Genomic DNA, 18,156 nt, shown 5'->3' on the forward strand with positions numbered 1-18,156 from the left:
CTTTCATCCTCCCGTCTTCGGTTCACCCCAAATGATCGTCGATGCCCCCCATGCATATCCGATTCCAGCACTTACGAACACTACGACATCCCCTTCTTTCAGTTTGCCTGCCTTCTCGGCAAGCTCCAGAGAAAGGATTTGATCAAACTGGCCGATGTGACCATAGTCTTCCAGATAAATGGATTTCTCTTCTTCAAGTCCCAATTGTGTCAATACATACTGATGAGCTGACCTTTTCATATGGAGAATCGCTAAATAGTCAATATCCCTCTCCTCATAACCACTTTTATAAAGGGACTCCCTGATCACTTTCAGAAAGTGGTCCATTGATTTCTGCTCCAGGCGCTTCTTCATGCCCTCGGGATCCGGTACATCCAAGTAATAACGGCCTTCATTAAGTGACAGCGCAGTCAATGGTTCCACGGTTCCTCCGACTGGAACGATAACATCTTCTGAAAAGGACCCATCCGTTACCAGTGATGTTTCGAGCAACAAATTCTTTTTCAACCCTTCCTGCAGGATCAGTGCCCCTCCGCCGGCCGCAAGATTAAACATGAAGCGGGTGCTTTCATTCTTATAATTGATGAAGTCGCTGTTTCGGTAGCCCCCGGCAAGAAGCACGGTTTTAATTTCGGGGTCGGTCTCGATCAGGCTTTTTGCAAGTTTCATAGCCATGATGGTCGTACCACATCGCAAAGAAGCGTCAAACGCCCATGCACGGTATGCACCAATCTCTTCCTGCAGCTTGATTGCAGCTGTCCATAAAGGGTATTCTTTATATTCCTCTCCGACATAGATGACGACATCTATGTCTTTTGGATTCACCCCTGCTTTGTCAATGGCTTCCCTTGCTGCATGGATACCCATGGCACAGGTGTGGTCATCCGGTCCTGGAATCGTTTTCTTTCTTATTCCCATTTTGTTTTCGACAACTTCTTGCGGAAGTCCTGCTTTCTCAGCGATTTCAAATCCACTCACGACATTCTCGGGAAGATAGATGCCTGTACTCAGAATACCTACTGTCACGATGTTCCCTCCTCACCCGGCAATCTTTTTATCCAAAGGTTCTTGTTTCTTTACCGCTTTCTTCTTCCTGCCCAGTTGACGGACCGAGCCTACGATCCCTGCCGGGAAGAACATAACCACAAGAATATATAAAATTCCGAAGAAAATGATCCACCTTTCAAAGATTGGAAACGTGCCAGCAAGCTCCGTCAACCAGTGGTGGGCGAATTCAATCAGTCCTGCCCCTATAATTGCTCCAATAAGCGTCCCCACTCCACCGATGATCGTCATCAGGAGGGCATCCAGGGTGATATCCATCGTAAATACACTCGTATTCACAAAACGGAGTGACACAGCATAGAGAGACCCGGCGAGACTGGCCAGCACACCTGCGATGACACTTGCCATAATTTTATAATGAATCACCTGAAACCCCAGTGATTCCGCCCTTTGTTCATTTTCACGGATCGCTTGAAGAACCGATCCTGCCGGCGAATGTGTGAATCGTCTCAATATGAAATAAACGGCTGCCATCACGGCAAGGCAGATGAAATAAAAGGTCATTCGATCCTTCATGAGTTCAGGGGCACGGAATGTAAATCCGTCATTCCCCATGGTAAGCGACCTCCACTTTTCTGCAGCAACAAGGAACAAACCTGCAAATGCAAGCGTAAGCATCGCGTAAAAGTGGCTTTTTAGCCTCAATGTCAATAATCCGACGAGATAGCTGACCACTCCTGCAATCACGAAGCCGACGAGAAGGGAAATCACGAACCAAAACATGGTCGGTTCCATCCGATCAAGTAAGATTCCGCTTGAATATGCACCGATACCGAAAAACATGGCATGACCGAACGATACGATACCTGTATAACCAAGCAAAAGGTCATAGCTCATGGCAAACACACCGAATATGAATACCTGGGTCAATAAGATCATCATGCTTCTTGAATCATTTACTAAAGGAAAGAGCACCAGCATGAGCAGTGCAGCAGTCATCAACCATTTAGAACGGCCGAGAAATTTCATGATTTCACCCCTTTACTGTAAATAGTCCCTGAGGCCTGAAAATGAGGACGAGCGCCATCAAGATCATATTCACCGCCAGTGACAGCTCCGGGACATAATAGGTCATAAAAGAACCCGTCAACCCCACCAGGATGGCAGCAAACAGCGATCCCGGGAAGCTGCCCATCCCGCCGATCACCACAACGATGAATGCCAGAATCGCAAACTCCATCCCCATCTCTGCATAAATCACTCCGGAATATGGAGCGAGAAGCATCCCGCCGAGTGCAGCGAGGGCTGAACCCACCATAAACACATACATGAATACTTTCTTAATATTGATGCCGAAAGCTTCCACCATCTCTTTGTTCATCACTCCTGCACGAACGACCAATCCAATCCTCGTCTTGTTCAAAACGAGCTGGACCAGACCAAATATGAGTAGTCCGATGATAATGATGAACACTCTGTATTTAATGATGATGATATCCCCGACTGCCCAGCTGCCGGACAGGTAATCCGGAGCGGATGTCGATAATTGATTCGGTCCCCACACCACTTTCAACAGTTCAGATAAGACGAGCATGAAGCCCAGTGTGATTAAAATTTGTTGTACATGGTTTCCATAAACAGGCTGAATGATGAACTTTTCCGTAATCATCCCCAGTACAAGCCCTGTCAGAATCGCAGCGACAATTCCAAGGAGGAAGCTGTCTGTGAGGGCATACATCCATACCCCGCTGTAAGCACCCCATGCGAACAATCCGCCATGGGCAAAATTCAACACATCCATCAAGCCGAAGATCAAGGTCAACCCCGCTGCCAACAGAAAAATCAGCATCCCTGTAGCAAGGCCGTTCAGTGCCAAATTAATGATAAGGTCCATTTCATTTCCTCCCTTACGCAATCCCGAGGTATTTCTTTTTCATTTCTTCATCCTTCCTCAGATTCTCCATTTCCCCGTGATGAACGGTGGTTCCATCGTCGATGATGTAGAACCGATCTCCTATCCTGCTTGCCATGATGAAATTCTGTTCCACCAAAAGAATCGTCGTCATTTCTTTCATTTCGATGATGGATTCCATTACTTTTTCGACTACGATCGGGGCAAGCCCCTTGCTTGGTTCATCGATCAAGATCAGGTCATTTTGTCCAAGGTAGGCCCTCGCAATCGAAAGCATCTGCTTTTGTCCCCCGCTGAGATTCCCTCCTGCTTTCTTCCAGAACTTTTTTAAATCGGGAAATAAATCGAGGATCCATTTCATCCTGTCCCTCGTTTCGGCATCCTGTCTTTTCATGGCAACTTTCATATTCTCCTCAACGGTCAAATCACCAAAAATCCCTTGATCTTCCGGGACGTAGCCGATCCCCTTGTTCGCTGTTTTAAAGGTTGGAAGACCCTGGATCTCTTCACCTTTGTAGATGATTTTCCCGGATGAAGGAGGGGTCATACCCATGATGGTCCTGAGGCTCGTTGTTTTACCGGCACCGTTCCTCCCCAACAGGACGGTGACTTCCCCTTTCTTCACTTCAAAGGACACCCCTTGAAGGATATGGTATTGCCCGATATACGTTTCAATGTTTTCCACCTTAAGCAGTGTGCTCATCGTAAAGCCCCCCCAAATAAGCGGATTGCACTTGTTCATTTTTCATGATTTCAGATGGATGATCATCGGCTAGCAGACGACCGTTGAAGAGCACCATGATGGAATCAGAAAGATCCATGATCATATCCATCTTGTGTTCAATGAGGACAATGGTTTTGTCCCCCTGATTTTTTATCGTACGAATGACATCGAGGATAGCAGGCACTTCTTCCAGTGACATGCCCGCAGTCGGCTCATCGAGTAAGAGAATTTCCGTGTCCAGTGCAAGGAGCATGGCAATTTCGAGCTTCCTCTTTTCTCCATGTGCGAGATTCACTGCAAGGTAGTCAGCTTTTTTTGTCAGCATGACGAGCTCCAATAACCGATACGCCTCGCTCTTGATATCGAGGAACCCATCCTTATGGCGATGCATGAGATAGCGGATCCCCCGTTTTGATTGCACAGCAAGTCTTACATTCTCCAAAACTGTTAGATTCGGAAACACATTCGTGATTTGAAACGATCGCCCGATCCCAAGCCTGGTCCTCTTAGTGGGTGAGTACTTCGTCACGTTCTTCCCTTTGAGGAGTACATCCCCGCTCGTTGGTTTCAATTGACCACTCAGTAAATTGAAGAGTGTCGTCTTACCAGCCCCATTCGGTCCGATGATCGATTTGAATTCTTTTTCCGGGACCGTGAAGGATACGTTATCCACCGCTGTGTGACCACCGAACTTTATGGTTAGATTCTTCGTCTCTAAGCTATTCACTTTCATCACCTCGTTCATTTCGTCATTATGAAGCGCAGTCTTCGCCTTAAACATGATAGTCTATTAAAAAGGCTGACCGTACCCCTGCCCTCTAATTCGAAGAGTGCAGGGGGCACAACGGTCAACCCCTCTTTTTTAGTTCATGATCGGTGGAGCCGTTTCTTCAGGAGACAGCTCTCTTACCAATACAGGGACGGGATATGGCACACCCTCTTTCTTCTCAAGTCTGATGGCATAAAGGGTCTGCAGTGCCTGATGATCCTCTTCACGGAACGTCATCTTCCCCTTTGGTGTATCGAAGCTCATCCCTTCCATCGTTTCAATCAATGTTTCCGGATCTAAATCACCTTCTGTCTTCTTGATTGCCTCCACAATCGAAATGGCTGCACTCATACCGCCCGGAGTGAACAAGTCCGGAACATCCCCATCGTATTTCTTCTTATGTTCTTCCACCAACCAATCATTGACTTCGTTATCTGGAAGTTCATGGTAGTAAACCGAGAACCCTTCCATTCCCACCAGTGGTTCCATCGCGGACAAGGCAGCTATATCCGGTGCACCCGTCGAGATTTTGATTCCTTTTTCCTGGAGTTTCATATCTGCAATTTGATTCCAAGGTGAATTGGCCCCCGCCCAAATGACGAATAAATAATCCGGCTTGCTATCGATTACCTTCTGGATATTGGAAGTGAAATCGGTTGCTGCTGGATCGGCGTATTCTTCATGGACAACGTCCGCACCAAGCTTCTCTGCGGCTGCCTTGAAAGCAGCCACTCCATCTCGTCCGAACGAGTAATCAGGTGCCAGGGTGGCAATCTTCACTCCATCTTTTGCAATGGCCGCTGCACCTGCCACGGCATCTTGTGAAGAATTTCGCGCCGTCCTGAATATATAACGATTGAACTCAGAACCCGTGATGCTGTCGGCGACTGCAGGTTCGACCACCATGATCTTTTCATATTCCTCAGCCAGTGGAAGAACCGCCAGTGTATCGCCTGAGCTCGAAGAACCCATCAGAAAGTCCACTTCATCTTCCTCAAGTAGCTTCGTGGCTTTTTGTACGGCCACTTCCGGTTTTGTTTCAGTGTCTTCAAAAATCACTTCTATTTTCTTCCCTGCCACTTCCATCGTGCCGTCCGTCGCATATTCCAACCCAAGTTCAAAACCTCTTTGCGTCTGCTTCCCGTAAGATTCCAGGGCACCTGTCAAAGAAGCGAGCACACCGATCTTTACGGTTTCTTTCTCGTTTGATCCCTCACCAGATCCCCCACTGGATTCGGAATTACATGCTGTCGACATGACCAGGACAAATGACAACAGAACCACCAACCAAGACCACTTCATCGATTTCTTCATCTCCACTCCCCCTTATTGTTCACAAAGCAAAATAGCTTTGACCACATAGTAAAAAAGGAGAGTTACAAATGAGTTACAAAAAGAAAAGCGGAAGGGCTTCGTCCACAAAACATTCTTACTATTGCATCGCATCAATCGTTTCCCCGTGATATAATTCCCGTATAACAAAAGACCTACTTTTAGTAAAATTGGAGGATTTATCCTTGGATATACTTGCACAATTTCAACGAAAAATGATAGTCAGTTATTTGGTCGGCAGTTTTATTGCCGTCTTCGGTGTAGGGTCTGTGTTCATATTTCAGACCATCCCCTTAAAGGGTTCTGAATCAATGGCCATGGCAACCGTGATCCTACTATCAATCTTGATCATGTTTTCCTGTGAATTTTTTGTTTATCAGAAGCATATCGGCCCAATCAGAACCATTTACAAAAAGGAGACGCATGATCCGGGGGAAATGCTCGTTGCATATCGACAAGCAGAAAAGTTTCCGTTATTGACCGTTAAAAGGATCATGATCCCCCATTTTCTTGGGTTGGCCGTCCCTGCTACATTGTTGACACTCTCCTTCATACGCATGAAGTGGCTGACCATCCCTGGCAACTATATCGTCTATGCGTGGTGCGGAGCCTTTTTAGTCGCATCGCTTCATAGCCTGATCGAGTTTTTCCTAGCATCCAGGGCATGTCACCCCCTACAAAAGGATTTGATCCAAAAAAGCGTAGCTCTGACCGGTACCGATCCATCAAAGGGTTCACAACAATTTGTAAGCTTAAAAAAGAAGCTGCTTGCAGGTTCACTTTTTCTGGCATTATTTCCGATTTTACTATTTTCACTTGCTTCGCAAATCAAGCTCTCAATGACCCAAACTGATATTCTGGAAGATTATTGGAGATGGGCTGCATTTCTTGTCCTGATTGTTACCATGCTTGCCTTTTACGGAGCTCTCCTTTTGTTCAAGAGTATCGATGAACCAGTACAAGATCTTATGGGTCGCTTTAAAGAAGTAGAGGAAGGGAACATTTCACCTCTATTAAATACGCATACCGATGAGTTTTCTTATTTATTCGCAGGCTTTAACCACATGGTCGAGGCCATCGATCTTCGCGATCAAAAAAACCAGCAGCTCCTAGATCAGTTCTTTGCCGTCATCGCGGGAACACTGGATGCAAGGGACCCTTACACAGCCGGTCATTCCAAGCGTGTGGCAGAGTTTTCCGTTTCGATTGCTAAAGAATGTGGGTGGTCCCTTGGGGAAATGGATTTATTGAGGAAATCGGCCCTGTTGCATGACATCGGTAAAATAGGGATCCGGGATCACGTCCTCCTAAAAGAAGGAAAGCTGACAGATGAGGAGTTCGAGCAAATCAAAACGCATCCCGTCATCGGCTCTGACATTGTGGAGAGTGTTCGATTGACGCCTGATTTGCACCCAATTTTACCAGGAATCAAGCATCATCATGAACGATATGACGGATTAGGGTACCCTGACCAATTAAAGGGAAATGAAATCCCAGTATTCGGCCGTTTAATGGCTGTGGCGGATGCATTCGATGCGATGACTTCCGATCGTCCTTATCGGAAGGGCATGCCTTTTCATAAAGCTTTTGCCATTCTCGAGAAAGGCAGAGGCTCACAATGGGATCCAGTATTCGTGGACGCTTTTTTCAGGGCAATGGGACATACCAGAGAGAACGCTGCTGAAAAAATCGTATGAGGAGCTCTTATAAAAAAAAACGGTTCCGGACGAATCCAGAACCGTTTTTTCACCCCTTCACCCCAATCACCATATCGTACATTTCCTGCGTCGCCTTCATAGGCGCCACACCAAGTTCCATGTCCAATAACTCCTTACACCTTTGAAACCATTTTACTGCTTGGGGGCGGTTATTCTTCTGATAGTAGCAAAACATCAGGATCCGATACGCTTCCTCCCAAAGGGGATCTTGCTCAATGATCGAAAGGGAGCAGTCTATCGCCTCATCGTAAGATTCTTTTCGGATCGCCAACTGTGCCCTCTTCTCCAGCCCCCTAACATATAAATGCTGCAATCGCTCCCTTTCCTTCTCTGTCCACCACGTACCTTTCCGGTCAGTCAGGAAACTGCCCTTATAGTGAAGGAGGCCCCTTTCTAGGAATTGAATCGATTTATCAACGTCGTGCTCCTTTAATCCCTGTAATACCCAATTGGAAAATTCATCACTGTCATATTCAATGCCGGCAAGTTCGTTCAATTTGTACCCCTCCTGCATCCTGCTGATAAAAAAGGGTTTCCCCCTGGCAGGACGATTCGGTTCCAGTACATTATTCAACGTGTTCAGCGCGACCTTGAAATCCCGGTCAGAGCCATCACCTTCCGGCCACAGCTCTTCAATGATTTCTTCTTTTCGCTTGATATGATGTCTATTAATGAGGAGATATTGAAATAACTCCTTGGCCTTCTCCCTTTGCCATCGCTTATCTTGAACTCTCTCATCCCCAAGCCAGATTTCAAACCTGCCCAGCGTGTGGATCCTGAGCGTATATCCTGGATGCGAAGAAAGCGACTCGTATCCCAATTTCCTCAGTAATCCCAAACAATAAGATGCTTGGATCCCCTCCTGATGAGCTTTTACTAGCATCGGGATGAAGCTTTGAAGATCTTTGGGTCCAAATGTGGTCGGCCTAAAGAAGACAAACTCATAGTTTGCTATCTGCACTTCATTGATGCATGTTGTCATATATTCACGGAATTCATCATCTTTTCCGCATGCGAAGGCAATTGCGCTTTTCCATAAACTTGTCAGCATTTTACCGTATCCGTCCCCACATGCATCGAACTGACGGAGAGCCTTCGTGAATTGATTAAATGCTAAACTATACTCTCCCCTGTAATAATCATTGATACCGGCACTCAGCATGATCAAAGATGACAGCCACAGGTCTTCCACTTTCTCTGTCTCATGAAGCGCTTCATCTGCATATTTCTTCGCCCTTTCATAGTCACCCATCCGGCTGTATAGTATCGAGAGCCCCATATATGGTTCAGCTTTTCCTCTTGAAACATTGATCTTTCCCATCAAGCTCAAAGACGTTTCATAACATTCCTTCGCAAGGTCTCGATTATATCCTGGTATTAGCTGTACAGCATGTCCCATCCGCATCCAACCGCACGCCTCCACAAATGGTGATTTCGATTTGATGCCTTGCCCGATCCCTTGTTGTGCAAGGACCTTTGCTTCACTTCCATTCCCCATGAACGATTCTATGAGGGAAAGGAGTAATTCTTTCTCCCTGTGAGACTGGGGAAGCTGTTCGTCTTGATTGTTGCCTAGAAGAAGTTCTTTCGCTTCCTTGAGCTTTCCTGTCCTAAGGAACATCCTCGCCCCAAGATTCCCCTCTTCCATGGTATTTCCATTACCTTTCCCCTTCTCATACCAGATTCTCGCTTGAATCGCTTTTCCGGAATTCACAAGGTTCTCAGAAATCAAATGATACAGCTGATGTTTCTCTTGCTCGAAATCACCTTCCACTTCCTCGAGGCACTCAATTGCTTTCAATAAATACCGTTGAGCCTTACCTGGTTGGATGGTATCCAGATAGATCCGCCCGATACCTACATACGCCCTGCTCCCGATGTGTGCATCTTGCTTTTCAGATGCGTGCTGGATTCCCTGCAAGTATGCTTTCTCTGCTTTTTCGTAAAATGAGCGATAACGAAAGAACTCCCCCTGATAGACCCATAAGGAATGATAGTGATTCTTTATACTTTCGGGAAGCTTGAGAAGGTACTCACCAAGCATCTCAAGGTGACCCCTCTTGATCATCCCTTCCGCTTCCCGTGTCAAGATGGAAGCAACGGCCTCCAAGTTTCCCATCTTGAAATAGTGGAACACCGCTTTTTCCCACTGTCCTTTTCTTTCAAAATGGTACGCACACTTCTGCTGAAGGCCGTTGAAAAGGTGAGCATTCTCCTCCAACAACTTTCTTTCCAAGAACGTTTGAAACAAGGCATGGAGACGGAAGACCATCCCTCCCTTCATCTCTTGCAGAAGCGCATTTTTCTCTGAAAGCTGTTTCAACATTTGGGATGATCCCGGTACCTCGAAAATGGCTTCACATGTCTCGCCATCGATTTCCTGAAGAATCGAGATCTGCTTCAAGAACTGCTGCACAACAGGGGATTGTTTGGAATAAACTTCATGGGCCAGGTAATGGAATAGTTCCGTCAAAGAAGAGTACTGCTTATCCACCACGACAATACCTTGATTCTCCTGAATCTGTGAGTGGATCATGCTGACGGCGATCACCCAACCTTCTGTCAGATCACATATCGACTTGATTTGATCACCCGGAATGGGTCTTTCATAAAAATCCGTCAGGAGCAACTCCACTTCTTCATCGCTCAGGCTCAGATCTGACTCTGTTACCTCAAGTAAATGACGGGATATTTTCAGCTGTACGAATGATGACCAAGATGGTCTTGTCCTGGTTGAAAGAAAGAAATGGATATGATCCGGGAGATATTCAATCACCTTTTCCATCCACTGATTGATCAGGAAAGAATGATCGATCAGATGGTAATCATCGAGTATGATCGAGAGGGTATGAGGAATCTTCATGCACTCGTTTGTAAAAACAGCACTTAGTTTATATAAATCTTCTTCTTTGATATATTGACCGGTCGAGGTCAGTACATCTTCCAACTCCTTTCCGAATTCAGGGACCTGCCTCCTTATACTGTATAGAATGTTGGTAACGAAAGGGACTAAGCCATCGTCATTGCTTGTGATCGAATACCAACAATAATCGATGTTTTCATCCTGAAGGAATTGACTGATCGCAGTGCTTTTCCCGTACCCTGCTCCCGAATGGACGATAGCAAGTTTATAATTTGTGAACGCTCTCATTTTTTTCATCAATTCGGGACGCCTGATATACGCATCTTTAACAACGGGAGGTACAAATTTCGTTTCTATTATCGGAATTTCTGCTGACATACTATCACCCTCGAAACGCACGAATTTTCTTACTATTTTAACATATTTATAGCCGTTGAAGGCAATCTAGTACTCAGACAGAAAACTTCTGAACCATCATGTAAGGGCCAGCACTTTGCAACAATGCAAAAAAAAGAGAACTTCATTCATTTCATTGAACAAAATCCTCTTCGCATCATCAATTTTTAAATTGCATATCCCATTCATTTAATGGCCAGTATCTAAGGTCGACTTTACCCACGATCTTACTTTGATCGACGAACCCGAAGTATCGGCTGTCCATGCTGCCCCTGCGGTTATCACCTAATACGAATACTTTCCCATCCGGGACGGTCTGTTCGCCGGTGATTTCTTCAACCGTAAAGTCACCTGTCAGTTTGTTGCCGATGTATTCTTTCTTGAACTTTTCCAGGTACGGCTCGGGATAATATTTCCCATTGACGTAGAGCTTATCATCTTTATACTCCACTTTATCACCCGGGAGGCCGATGATCCTTTTCACGTAATCTTCACTTTCATTTGCATGGAAGACAACGACATCGAAACGGTGCAGTTCACCGAGTTGATATCCGATCTTATTAACGACAAGCTTATTTCCGTCCTGCAATGTAGGCATCATCGATTCGCCTTCCACTACATAGTTTGAGAAAAGAAACGTTCGAATGACGATAAAAATGATCAACCCGATACCCAGAGCTTTAATCCATTCAAGACCTTCTTTTTTTACCTCTTCTCTCAATTCGATTCCTCCTGCTTTTCACGGTCAATCCTGTGATCGATCTCCATTTTTTTATTCAAACGTATTTCAATCTGCTTTCCAACCAGCCATAATACGAAGATGATGACCCCGACAATCACAGTGCGGACCGGTTTCTGCACTAATGATATAATATCATATCCGATGAAGCTTATGGTGAAGATCATCACCATCTTACCGGCCAGTACGGCAATCATATATTGAGCAATGCTGATGCTCGATAACCCGGCGACGACATTGACAAGGGCAGACGGTGTAAATGGAAAACAGATCAGTAGAAACAATGGTCCGAAGCCATGCTTGTCTACCCATCGAGTCAGCCTCTTCACTTGACGGTTATTCCGCAGGAAACGGAATATCCTTGCATCCCCGTACTTTCTCACGAGGATGAATACAAGGAGCGCCCCCCCTGCTGCACCGATCCAGGAAAACAAGAATCCGAACCATAGACCGAATGCGTTCGCATTCGCCATGACAAACACAACCAATGGCATGAATGGAAGGAACGCCTCCAATAAAGGCAGCAGAATACCAGCAAAGGGCCCGAGGGCTCTATACTGCTGAATCAATTCCATTATATTTTCGAGGGTAAACCAATCTTTTATCGAATTAATATCCATAGTATATGTTTCCCCTTATGCTTCAATGAACATTTCTCATACGCATTAACGTTTGCTTGCTCACTTTATCATATCATATCGCTTTCAGAATTCCATACTCCCGTATTTAAACCTTATCCTAAAGGGCGTAAATTTAAACAGTCTGTACATGTAAAATCAGAACGGCACTTGAACAATGTTCTTTCTCCACTAAACCCGAAACCGCCATCCCTATAAGGGATGGCGGTCGGGCCTTACAGATATTCTTCAAACCAATCGATGATTTCCTGCAGCCTCGCTTCACGCAATGAAGGTTTCCCCGTGCGTGACAAGTGATGGTTGGATTCCGGGAACCGAACGAATCTAGTCTGTTTTCCATCCCGTTTCAATGCGATATATAATTGCTCCGCTTGTTCGATCGGACATCGGTAATCCTTTTCACTGTGAAGGATCAAGAGGGGAGTATCGATATTCTTAACATAGGCCAATGGAGAATGCTTCCATAACGTTTCGATATCGTCCATCCCGCATTTCATCTGCCATTCCGAGAAGTAATATCCGATATCGCTCACGCCGTAGAAACTGATCCAGTTACTGATCGACCTTTGGGTGACAGCCGCCTTGAACCGGTCAGAGCGGGTGATGATCCAATTGGTCATGAACCCCCCATAGCTCCCGCCGGTCACACCAAGCCTATCAACATCAATCCATTCATACTCACCGAGGGCATAGTCGACTGCCGACATGATATCCCGATAGTCCCCTCCTCCATAATCACCGCGCACGGCATCGACAAATCCCTGTCCATATCCATGGCTTCCACGCGGATTCACATATAAGACACCATACCCTTTCCCTGCAAGTACCTGCATTTCATGGAAAAATGTATTGCCATACATCGTATGTGGGCCTCCGTGGATTTCAACAATGAGAGGATACTTGACTCCTTCCTTGAAGTCGACTGGCTTCATCACCCATCCTTGAAGGGGTGTGCCATCCTCTCCACTGAACATGATCATCTCCGGGGTTGAAAGTTCCCTGTCCTTCAACCATGGGCTGTTTGAATCCGTCATTTTCTGCATCCGTCCGCTCGGGACATGCAGAAAGTATAGTTCTCCCGGTTCTTCCGGCTTGCTCATCGCAAGCAACACACTCTGGTCTTCCGGATGGAAATCGAATCCGTAAATATGCTGTTCTTCTTCAAACAGCGCAGGATAGATAGCGCCATCCTTGTGCGCATAATAGAGGATGGTGTTTCCACTGTCAGACGCAATGAAGTACATGCTCTCATTATCCGTCGACCAGACGATCCCCGTTTGTGAAGACCCTTGAATACTATCACTATTGAGATAATCCCCGACCGGGATATCCATTGCTGCTGTAAGCGAGTATGAAACTTGTGATTCCAAATTGTAGATATAAATCTCATTTTGAGTGGCATTTTCATATTCCCGCTCATTCCCTATGTACGCAAGATGACGGCCATCTGGCGAAAAGCTTGCCGCCCCGTAATACCCCTTTCCTTCTGTGATCCTCATCGAATCCATTGTTGTTGTGTCTAATAGGTAAACCGATGATGCAAAAGAGAAATCCTTTTCTTCATCAAAATCCGCGGAGTATGCTATATTCGCCCCACTCCAGGCATGCAGTGAGTACTCATGCTCATCATCCGTCAATCTTGTCATCTCTTTGGTCTCGAGTTCGATCATCACCAACTGCGAGTATCGATCATCATGAAAGCCCTTCTCATCGGATTTATATTTCATTGAAGAAACGATGAACGGTTTGATCCCTTCCCCTTTATCCTCTTGTCCCTTTAGGGCTTCCCCTTTTTTCAAGCGGACCTCACATGCAATCTTCGTCCCACATGGTGACCAGACAGGATTACCGATCCCCATTCGACTTTCCGTCAGGCGCTCTGCTTCCCCTCCATCCCGATTCATGATGTAAAGCTCCATTTGACCCGTCCGGTTCGATAAGAATGCAACTCGTGCGCCATCAGGCGACCACCTTGGAGATGAGACCCTCTCTTCACCGAATGTCCATTGCTTCTTATACCCTGTCTCAAGATCAAAGAAATACAGGTGTGAAACATAATCATCCTTTTTTTCGTCCATGACTGTCTGGATATAGACAGCCTCTTTCCCACAGGGTGAAATCCGTGGATCGGACAATGCTTTTATATGATAAAGATCTTTTATTTGAATCCCTTTCGTTTCCATGACTACATGACTCCTTTTCATTTGTTCTATTGTTGTTTTCGACAACCGGAAATTCATTTCCTCTCCCGATCTGCAAAAACAGGCACGCCTGGTCGGTGGATACCGCCATTAGGACTGAGCGAAATGAGGGATAGAACGGGGTGGTTTCTTTCATACTAACAACAAATTCATATTCTCCATTTTTCGCTATTGAAAGTAAACTCATTTCGCCGTAAAATAGTAACACGAACATAAGTTCGATTCATGACAGGAAAGGAGTTCTTTTACATGACACGAATCCCAGAGAACGACCGAAACATTTTGGAACAGGCGATTTACCTTCCGATGGTGCTCACCATATTAAATCGGGACTTACAAATTGTAGACAATAGCCCCTTTAAACTCAAGCGGCCATATTTAGAACTGATCGAGGAAACGATGAAAGTCATCCAAGGAGAGCTTGCGTATGTGAAGAAGTATATGAGGACGAATAAAATGAAGGTCGAACGGCTGCAGTCAGACGATGCCTTTACGATGTATATGTTTCTGTACAAAGGATACGAAGAACACCACAATTACTTTAACCCGAGACTCAGGAATAAGGTGGAGGATTTAATGAGGCATTATTTGTTCCGCCGATTCCTTGAATCGAAATCCCCAGCGGATCGTTCTGACCATCCCCGCCAGGCTTAATGAAACTCTGACATCCTTCATTAAAAAAAGCGTGATCAAAGGTCCTCACGCGTTTGTCTTATTCTTCAGGTAGAATGATTTCATCGAGTATTTGCTTTCCATTTCAGAAACCCGCTGGGAATAAGCGATTCGAAGGTTGGAAGTACGAAGCATCTGATTTTCAAACGAGCTGTACGAAATGGGCACAAGGTGGGATTCCCTGTTCTGGAATGTGACGGAAGTTTGGCCACTTCCGGCAGCCGCATAACTACACACATGGGAATGGGAAATCCATATGCACTCTTGCTTAACAGGGGAAGTCGTCGGAAATAGGAACATCGACATTTGGGGATTTAACATGATGGGGGCCTTGTACGATATACCCGTCAACTCTTTCGTGCCATCCTTTCTTCCTTGATACGAAGAACCGAAGAACTCACAGCTTTTTTTCAAAATGTCCATCGGCTTAAACGGAGAAAGTATGACATCCTCCATTTCAATAATTTCCGTAAAGGTCTTGGCACCATATTCAATGGGTTTTAACATCAATGTATGGGGATTCACTTCATATTCTTCCAACATTCGCGATCTACCCTTCATATTTTCTCCTCCTTTTACATATTTCCCCAAAATAATACCACAAATCACAAAGGGTGTCTCTACTAATTTTAAAAATTCTGATATTTAAACCCGACGATATTCCACCTCATTAAAAATTTTCTGAATATTTAAATTTTTGGTTGAATTTTCATTCCTTCTTCCATATACTAATAAAAAGACTCAGAGGTGATCGTGTTGGAAAATAAAAAGTCTTATACCGAAATGATGAAAGCTTCTGCGATGACCCGGAAACGAAACGCTGAGAAAAGTGTATTGGAGATCTACATTGACATGCTGCTACATGAAAGCATCCTGTCCACGCGAAAGAACAAACTGTTAAAAGACATTGATGCAGCCCTTGATTGTAAGGATGAAACCCTGTTTATGAAACTGACGGAAGAACTAAAGGAAATCAATATCTGTTATGGAACTTAATGAACGGCTGGCTCATCATGAGTCAGCCTTCTCTTTTTTTATAGGATGAGTACAGGTGAAATGGTGAAAGCTAATCCAAACAAAACGAACTCTTTGGAGGAAGACCATGATATTCATCAAGGTGCTTGTACTCTATCTCATTACGATTGCAGCAATGCGACTCATGGGGAAATCGACCATCGTCCAGATGACGCCATATGATCTTGTCGCCATCATCATCGTCGGGACGATCGCTTCAGAACCACTCATCAGTACAGAATTTTGGCCAACCATCACGGCGCTCGTCATTTTAGTGGGGCTGCACGTTTTATTCTCATTCCTTACTCTATGCCAATGGGGCAATAAGTTCTTTCTTGGCGAACCGACCCTGCTGATCAAAAATGGTGAAATCCTCGAAGATAATTTGGAGAAATCAAAGATCTCCCTCATTCAGCTGACATCCATCCTGAGAGCAAATGGATATCCCAAAATCTCCGACGTGGATTATGCCATGCTCGAACCGATCGGGGAGGTGAGCGTGATCCCGAAAGTCGAGAATACACCAGTCACGGTTCAGCATCTGAACCTGAAGATTGACGATGAAGGACTGCCGATTTCAGTGATTGTCGATGGTAAAATCCAAAAACGCAACCTGCACCTTCTGGGGAAAAATCGGGACTGGCTGCTTGATCGTTTAGCAAGCGAAGGGATCCAGCCGAAAGACATCATCTTTGCCTATATGACGGAAAAGAAGAAAAACCTTGTCATCAGTAAACGGGAAAAAGCCTAGTCGGAATCCGACCAGGCTTTTTTTTGATGTGCGCAGCACGCGTTCTTTAGCTACTCTGTTTTCTCATCGTCATACTGTTCAAGCATGTTCAATCTCTCCATCATGGTTGGGTGGCCGTAACGGAAAATCTTCACCAATAACGGCGGATTCACCTGGGAAAGGCCAACCTTGGAAAGCTTCTGGAAGGACGTGATCGCCGCTTCTTTATCCCCAGTCATTTCAATCGCATACCGGTCTGCACGGGTCTCCTGATAACGCGAGATCCAATTCGAAAATGGACTGACTGCAAACATCAGCATCGACGTAATCAGAAGGAAAAGCGGCAAGGAACTGAGGCTCGACACATTCGACACTTTGAACTCGTCCTTATAGTTCGCCACAAATCCCCTCATCAACTTGGATGCAAGGAAAAGCCCGAAGAACGACAGCAACAAATAAATCGCAATCCCGATATAAATGTGCTTCTCGACATAATGGGCCATCTCATGGGCCATGACAAACAGGATTTCTTTATCTGTCAGCTGTTTCAGCGTCGTATCCCAAAGGACGATCCGGGAATTCGCCCCCACCCCATTCACATACGCATTGAGCGAATTGGTCTTTTCCGACATATTGACCTCGAACACATGATCAGCCGGGATCTCTGCTCTTTCAGCCAGTGTCAGGATCTTTTCCTCAAGCGCTTTATCCTTCAGCGGATAGAAATCATTATACAAAGGATCAATCACCACGGGCTGGATGAACATCATGAAAATCGTGAACGGCACGGACAATGCCCACGCTGCCAGCCACCATCGATTCTTGAACTTCTTCATCAAGCCATACAGCACTGAGACAATGATGAACATTATCAAATAATTCACCCAGAAATCCGTCAACTCATCCTTCATCCACATCGAAAACGTCTGCGTAGAGATATTGTACGTCTTTGAAATTTTATACGAAATGAACTGCAATGGAAAAATGGCGATAAATGAAGCAAGCGACAACCAGAACAAATAAACGCCCGTCTGGATGAACCCATTCTTCGACGTCCCCCTCGCCCACTTCTCAAACCCCCTCGACACACCAAAAATGAGGATCAGAAAGTAAAACAACCATTCATATGGGGTCGATAGAAAAAACAACAAATTCTTGATCTTCGAGAATTCCTCACTCAACATGATCTCCCTGCCATTCATGAACGTGGCAGGATCTGCACTGCTGCCTTTAAATGCTTCTGGCAGAGAAGAGTCCGCCAAGAAAAACAAATACACATATAAGAATAATCCCAGCAGCAAATAACCCAATACCGCCCGGAAAGCCCACTTCCTAACCAAATTACTTCCTCCCTTCCTTCTCTCTTACTATATGTAATACCTTGTCCTTTTAAATAGAACAAGAAAAGCGGAGGCGGCTTTGCTCAGAGGCGACAAGCATAAG

General features: G+C 45.3%; 16 protein-coding genes. 4 read left to right on the forward strand and 12 right to left on the reverse strand.

Annotated features, from left to right (window positions below; translation table 11 throughout):
- Positions 1–3: 3 nt before the first annotated feature.
- The 6 genes from LCM10_RS15610 to LCM10_RS15635 all read right to left on the reverse strand — a co-directional run bounded on the left by LCM10_RS15610 (position 4) and on the right by LCM10_RS15635 (position 5,712).
- On the reverse strand, positions 4–1,026 hold the full coding sequence (locus tag LCM10_RS15610; RefSeq protein WP_224877229.1) for a 3-oxoacyl-ACP synthase: 1,023 nt from the start codon (positions 1,024–1,026) through the stop codon (positions 4–6).
- 12 nt (positions 1,027–1,038) lie between these two features.
- Positions 1,039–2,034, reverse strand: a complete 996-nt coding sequence (locus LCM10_RS15615) for a branched-chain amino acid ABC transporter permease (RefSeq protein ID WP_224877230.1) — start codon at positions 2,032–2,034, stop codon at positions 1,039–1,041.
- Between the two features lie 4 nt (positions 2,035–2,038).
- Positions 2,039–2,899, reverse strand: coding sequence for a branched-chain amino acid ABC transporter permease (locus LCM10_RS15620; protein ID WP_224877231.1), 861 nt, complete (start codon positions 2,897–2,899; stop codon positions 2,039–2,041).
- 13 nt (positions 2,900–2,912) lie between these two features.
- Complete coding sequence (locus LCM10_RS15625) at positions 2,913–3,620, reverse strand: ABC transporter ATP-binding protein (protein WP_224877232.1); 708 nt, start codon at positions 3,618–3,620, stop codon at positions 2,913–2,915.
- Entirely contained in the window at positions 3,604–4,368 is a 765-nt protein-coding gene (locus LCM10_RS15630; protein ID WP_412103410.1) for an ABC transporter ATP-binding protein, read from the reverse strand. Before LCM10_RS15630 ends, LCM10_RS15625 begins: the two co-directional genes overlap by 17 nt.
- 135 nt (positions 4,369–4,503) lie before the next feature.
- Positions 4,504–5,712 carry a substrate-binding domain-containing protein gene (locus LCM10_RS15635; protein ID WP_412103412.1) on the reverse strand — a complete coding sequence of 403 codons (1,209 nt, stop codon included), beginning with the start codon at positions 5,710–5,712 and terminating at the stop codon, positions 4,504–4,506.
- Positions 5,713–5,927: 215 nt separating this feature from the next.
- On the opposite strand from LCM10_RS15635, the gene LCM10_RS15640 reads away from it, so the two are divergent.
- Positions 5,928–7,439, forward strand: a complete 1,512-nt coding sequence (locus LCM10_RS15640; protein ID WP_224877234.1) for an HD-GYP domain-containing protein — start codon at positions 5,928–5,930, stop codon at positions 7,437–7,439.
- Positions 7,440–7,488: 49 nt separating this feature from the next.
- Here the strand turns inward: LCM10_RS15640 and LCM10_RS15645 are convergent, their stop codons facing one another.
- The 4 genes from LCM10_RS15645 to LCM10_RS15660 form a co-directional block, all read right to left on the reverse strand.
- The gene (locus tag LCM10_RS15645; RefSeq protein WP_224877235.1) at positions 7,489–10,701 is read right to left on the reverse strand and encodes a BTAD domain-containing putative transcriptional regulator; all 3,213 of its coding nucleotides are present in this window, start codon (positions 10,699–10,701) and stop codon (positions 7,489–7,491) included.
- Positions 10,702–10,879: 178 nt separating this feature from the next.
- Complete coding sequence (lepB, locus tag LCM10_RS15650) at positions 10,880–11,440, reverse strand: signal peptidase I (protein WP_224877236.1); 561 nt, start codon at positions 11,438–11,440, stop codon at positions 10,880–10,882.
- Positions 11,437–12,078: a TVP38/TMEM64 family protein gene (locus LCM10_RS15655; RefSeq protein WP_224877237.1), complete on the reverse strand. Its 642-nt coding sequence runs from the start codon at positions 12,076–12,078 to the stop codon at positions 11,437–11,439. The genes lepB and LCM10_RS15655 overlap by 4 nt, the downstream gene beginning before the upstream one ends.
- A gap of 233 nt (positions 12,079–12,311) precedes the next feature.
- The gene (locus LCM10_RS15660) at positions 12,312–14,279 is read right to left on the reverse strand and encodes an alpha/beta hydrolase family protein (RefSeq protein WP_224877238.1); all 1,968 of its coding nucleotides are present in this window, start codon (positions 14,277–14,279) and stop codon (positions 12,312–12,314) included.
- Positions 14,280–14,546: 267 nt separating this feature from the next.
- Here LCM10_RS15660 and LCM10_RS15665 point away from each other — a divergent pair, with 267 nt between their 5' ends.
- Positions 14,547–14,951, forward strand: coding sequence for a hypothetical protein (locus LCM10_RS15665; protein WP_224877239.1), 405 nt, complete (start codon positions 14,547–14,549; stop codon positions 14,949–14,951).
- A gap of 45 nt (positions 14,952–14,996) precedes the next feature.
- Here the strand turns inward: LCM10_RS15665 and LCM10_RS15670 are convergent, their stop codons facing one another.
- The gene (locus LCM10_RS15670; protein WP_224877240.1) at positions 14,997–15,530 is read right to left on the reverse strand and encodes a competence protein ComK; all 534 of its coding nucleotides are present in this window, start codon (positions 15,528–15,530) and stop codon (positions 14,997–14,999) included.
- A gap of 195 nt (positions 15,531–15,725) precedes the next feature.
- Here LCM10_RS15670 and LCM10_RS15675 point away from each other — a divergent pair, with 195 nt between their 5' ends.
- The gene (locus LCM10_RS15675; RefSeq protein ID WP_224877241.1) at positions 15,726–15,965 is read left to right on the forward strand and encodes an IDEAL domain-containing protein; all 240 of its coding nucleotides are present in this window, start codon (positions 15,726–15,728) and stop codon (positions 15,963–15,965) included.
- A 106-nt stretch (positions 15,966–16,071) separates the two neighbouring features.
- Positions 16,072–16,734, forward strand: coding sequence for a DUF421 domain-containing protein (locus LCM10_RS15680; protein WP_224877242.1), 663 nt, complete (start codon positions 16,072–16,074; stop codon positions 16,732–16,734).
- Positions 16,735–16,784: 50 nt separating this feature from the next.
- Here the strand turns inward: LCM10_RS15680 and LCM10_RS15685 are convergent, their stop codons facing one another.
- On the reverse strand, positions 16,785–18,053 hold the full coding sequence (locus LCM10_RS15685; protein WP_224877243.1) for a M48 family metallopeptidase: 1,269 nt from the start codon (positions 18,051–18,053) through the stop codon (positions 16,785–16,787).
- Between the last annotated feature and the right edge of the window lie 103 nt (positions 18,054–18,156).

This window comes from Rossellomorea aquimaris (assembly GCF_020171925.1).
GTDB classification, from domain to species: domain Bacteria; phylum Bacillota; class Bacilli; order Bacillales; family Bacillaceae_B; genus Rossellomorea; species Rossellomorea aquimaris_F.

Bases quoted from the DNA above. Each gene is read 5' to 3' on its own strand.
- LCM10_RS15615 (WP_224877230.1), bottom strand. From the start codon at position 2,034: ATGAAATTTCTCGGCCGTTCTAAATGGTTGATGACTGCTGCACTGCTC.
- LCM10_RS15620 (WP_224877231.1), bottom strand. From the start codon at position 2,899: ATGGACCTTATCATTAATTTGGCACTGAACGGCCTTGCTACAGGGATG.
- LCM10_RS15625 (WP_224877232.1), bottom strand. From the start codon at position 3,620: ATGAGCACACTGCTTAAGGTGGAAAACATTGAAACGTATATCGGGCAA.
- LCM10_RS15635 (WP_412103412.1), bottom strand. From the start codon at position 5,712: ATGAAGTGGTCTTGGTTGGTGGTTCTGTTGTCATTTGTCCTGGTCATG.
- LCM10_RS15645 (WP_224877235.1), bottom strand. From the start codon at position 10,701: ATGTCAGCAGAAATTCCGATAATAGAAACGAAATTTGTACCTCCCGTT.
- LCM10_RS15655 (WP_224877237.1), bottom strand. From the start codon at position 12,078: ATGGATATTAATTCGATAAAAGATTGGTTTACCCTCGAAAATATAATG.
- LCM10_RS15660 (WP_224877238.1), bottom strand. From the start codon at position 14,279: ATGGAAACGAAAGGGATTCAAATAAAAGATCTTTATCATATAAAAGCA.
- LCM10_RS15665 (WP_224877239.1), top strand. From the start codon at position 14,547: ATGACACGAATCCCAGAGAACGACCGAAACATTTTGGAACAGGCGATT.
- LCM10_RS15670 (WP_224877240.1), bottom strand. From the start codon at position 15,530: ATGAAGGGTAGATCGCGAATGTTGGAAGAATATGAAGTGAATCCCCAT.
- LCM10_RS15680 (WP_224877242.1), top strand. From the start codon at position 16,072: ATGATATTCATCAAGGTGCTTGTACTCTATCTCATTACGATTGCAGCA.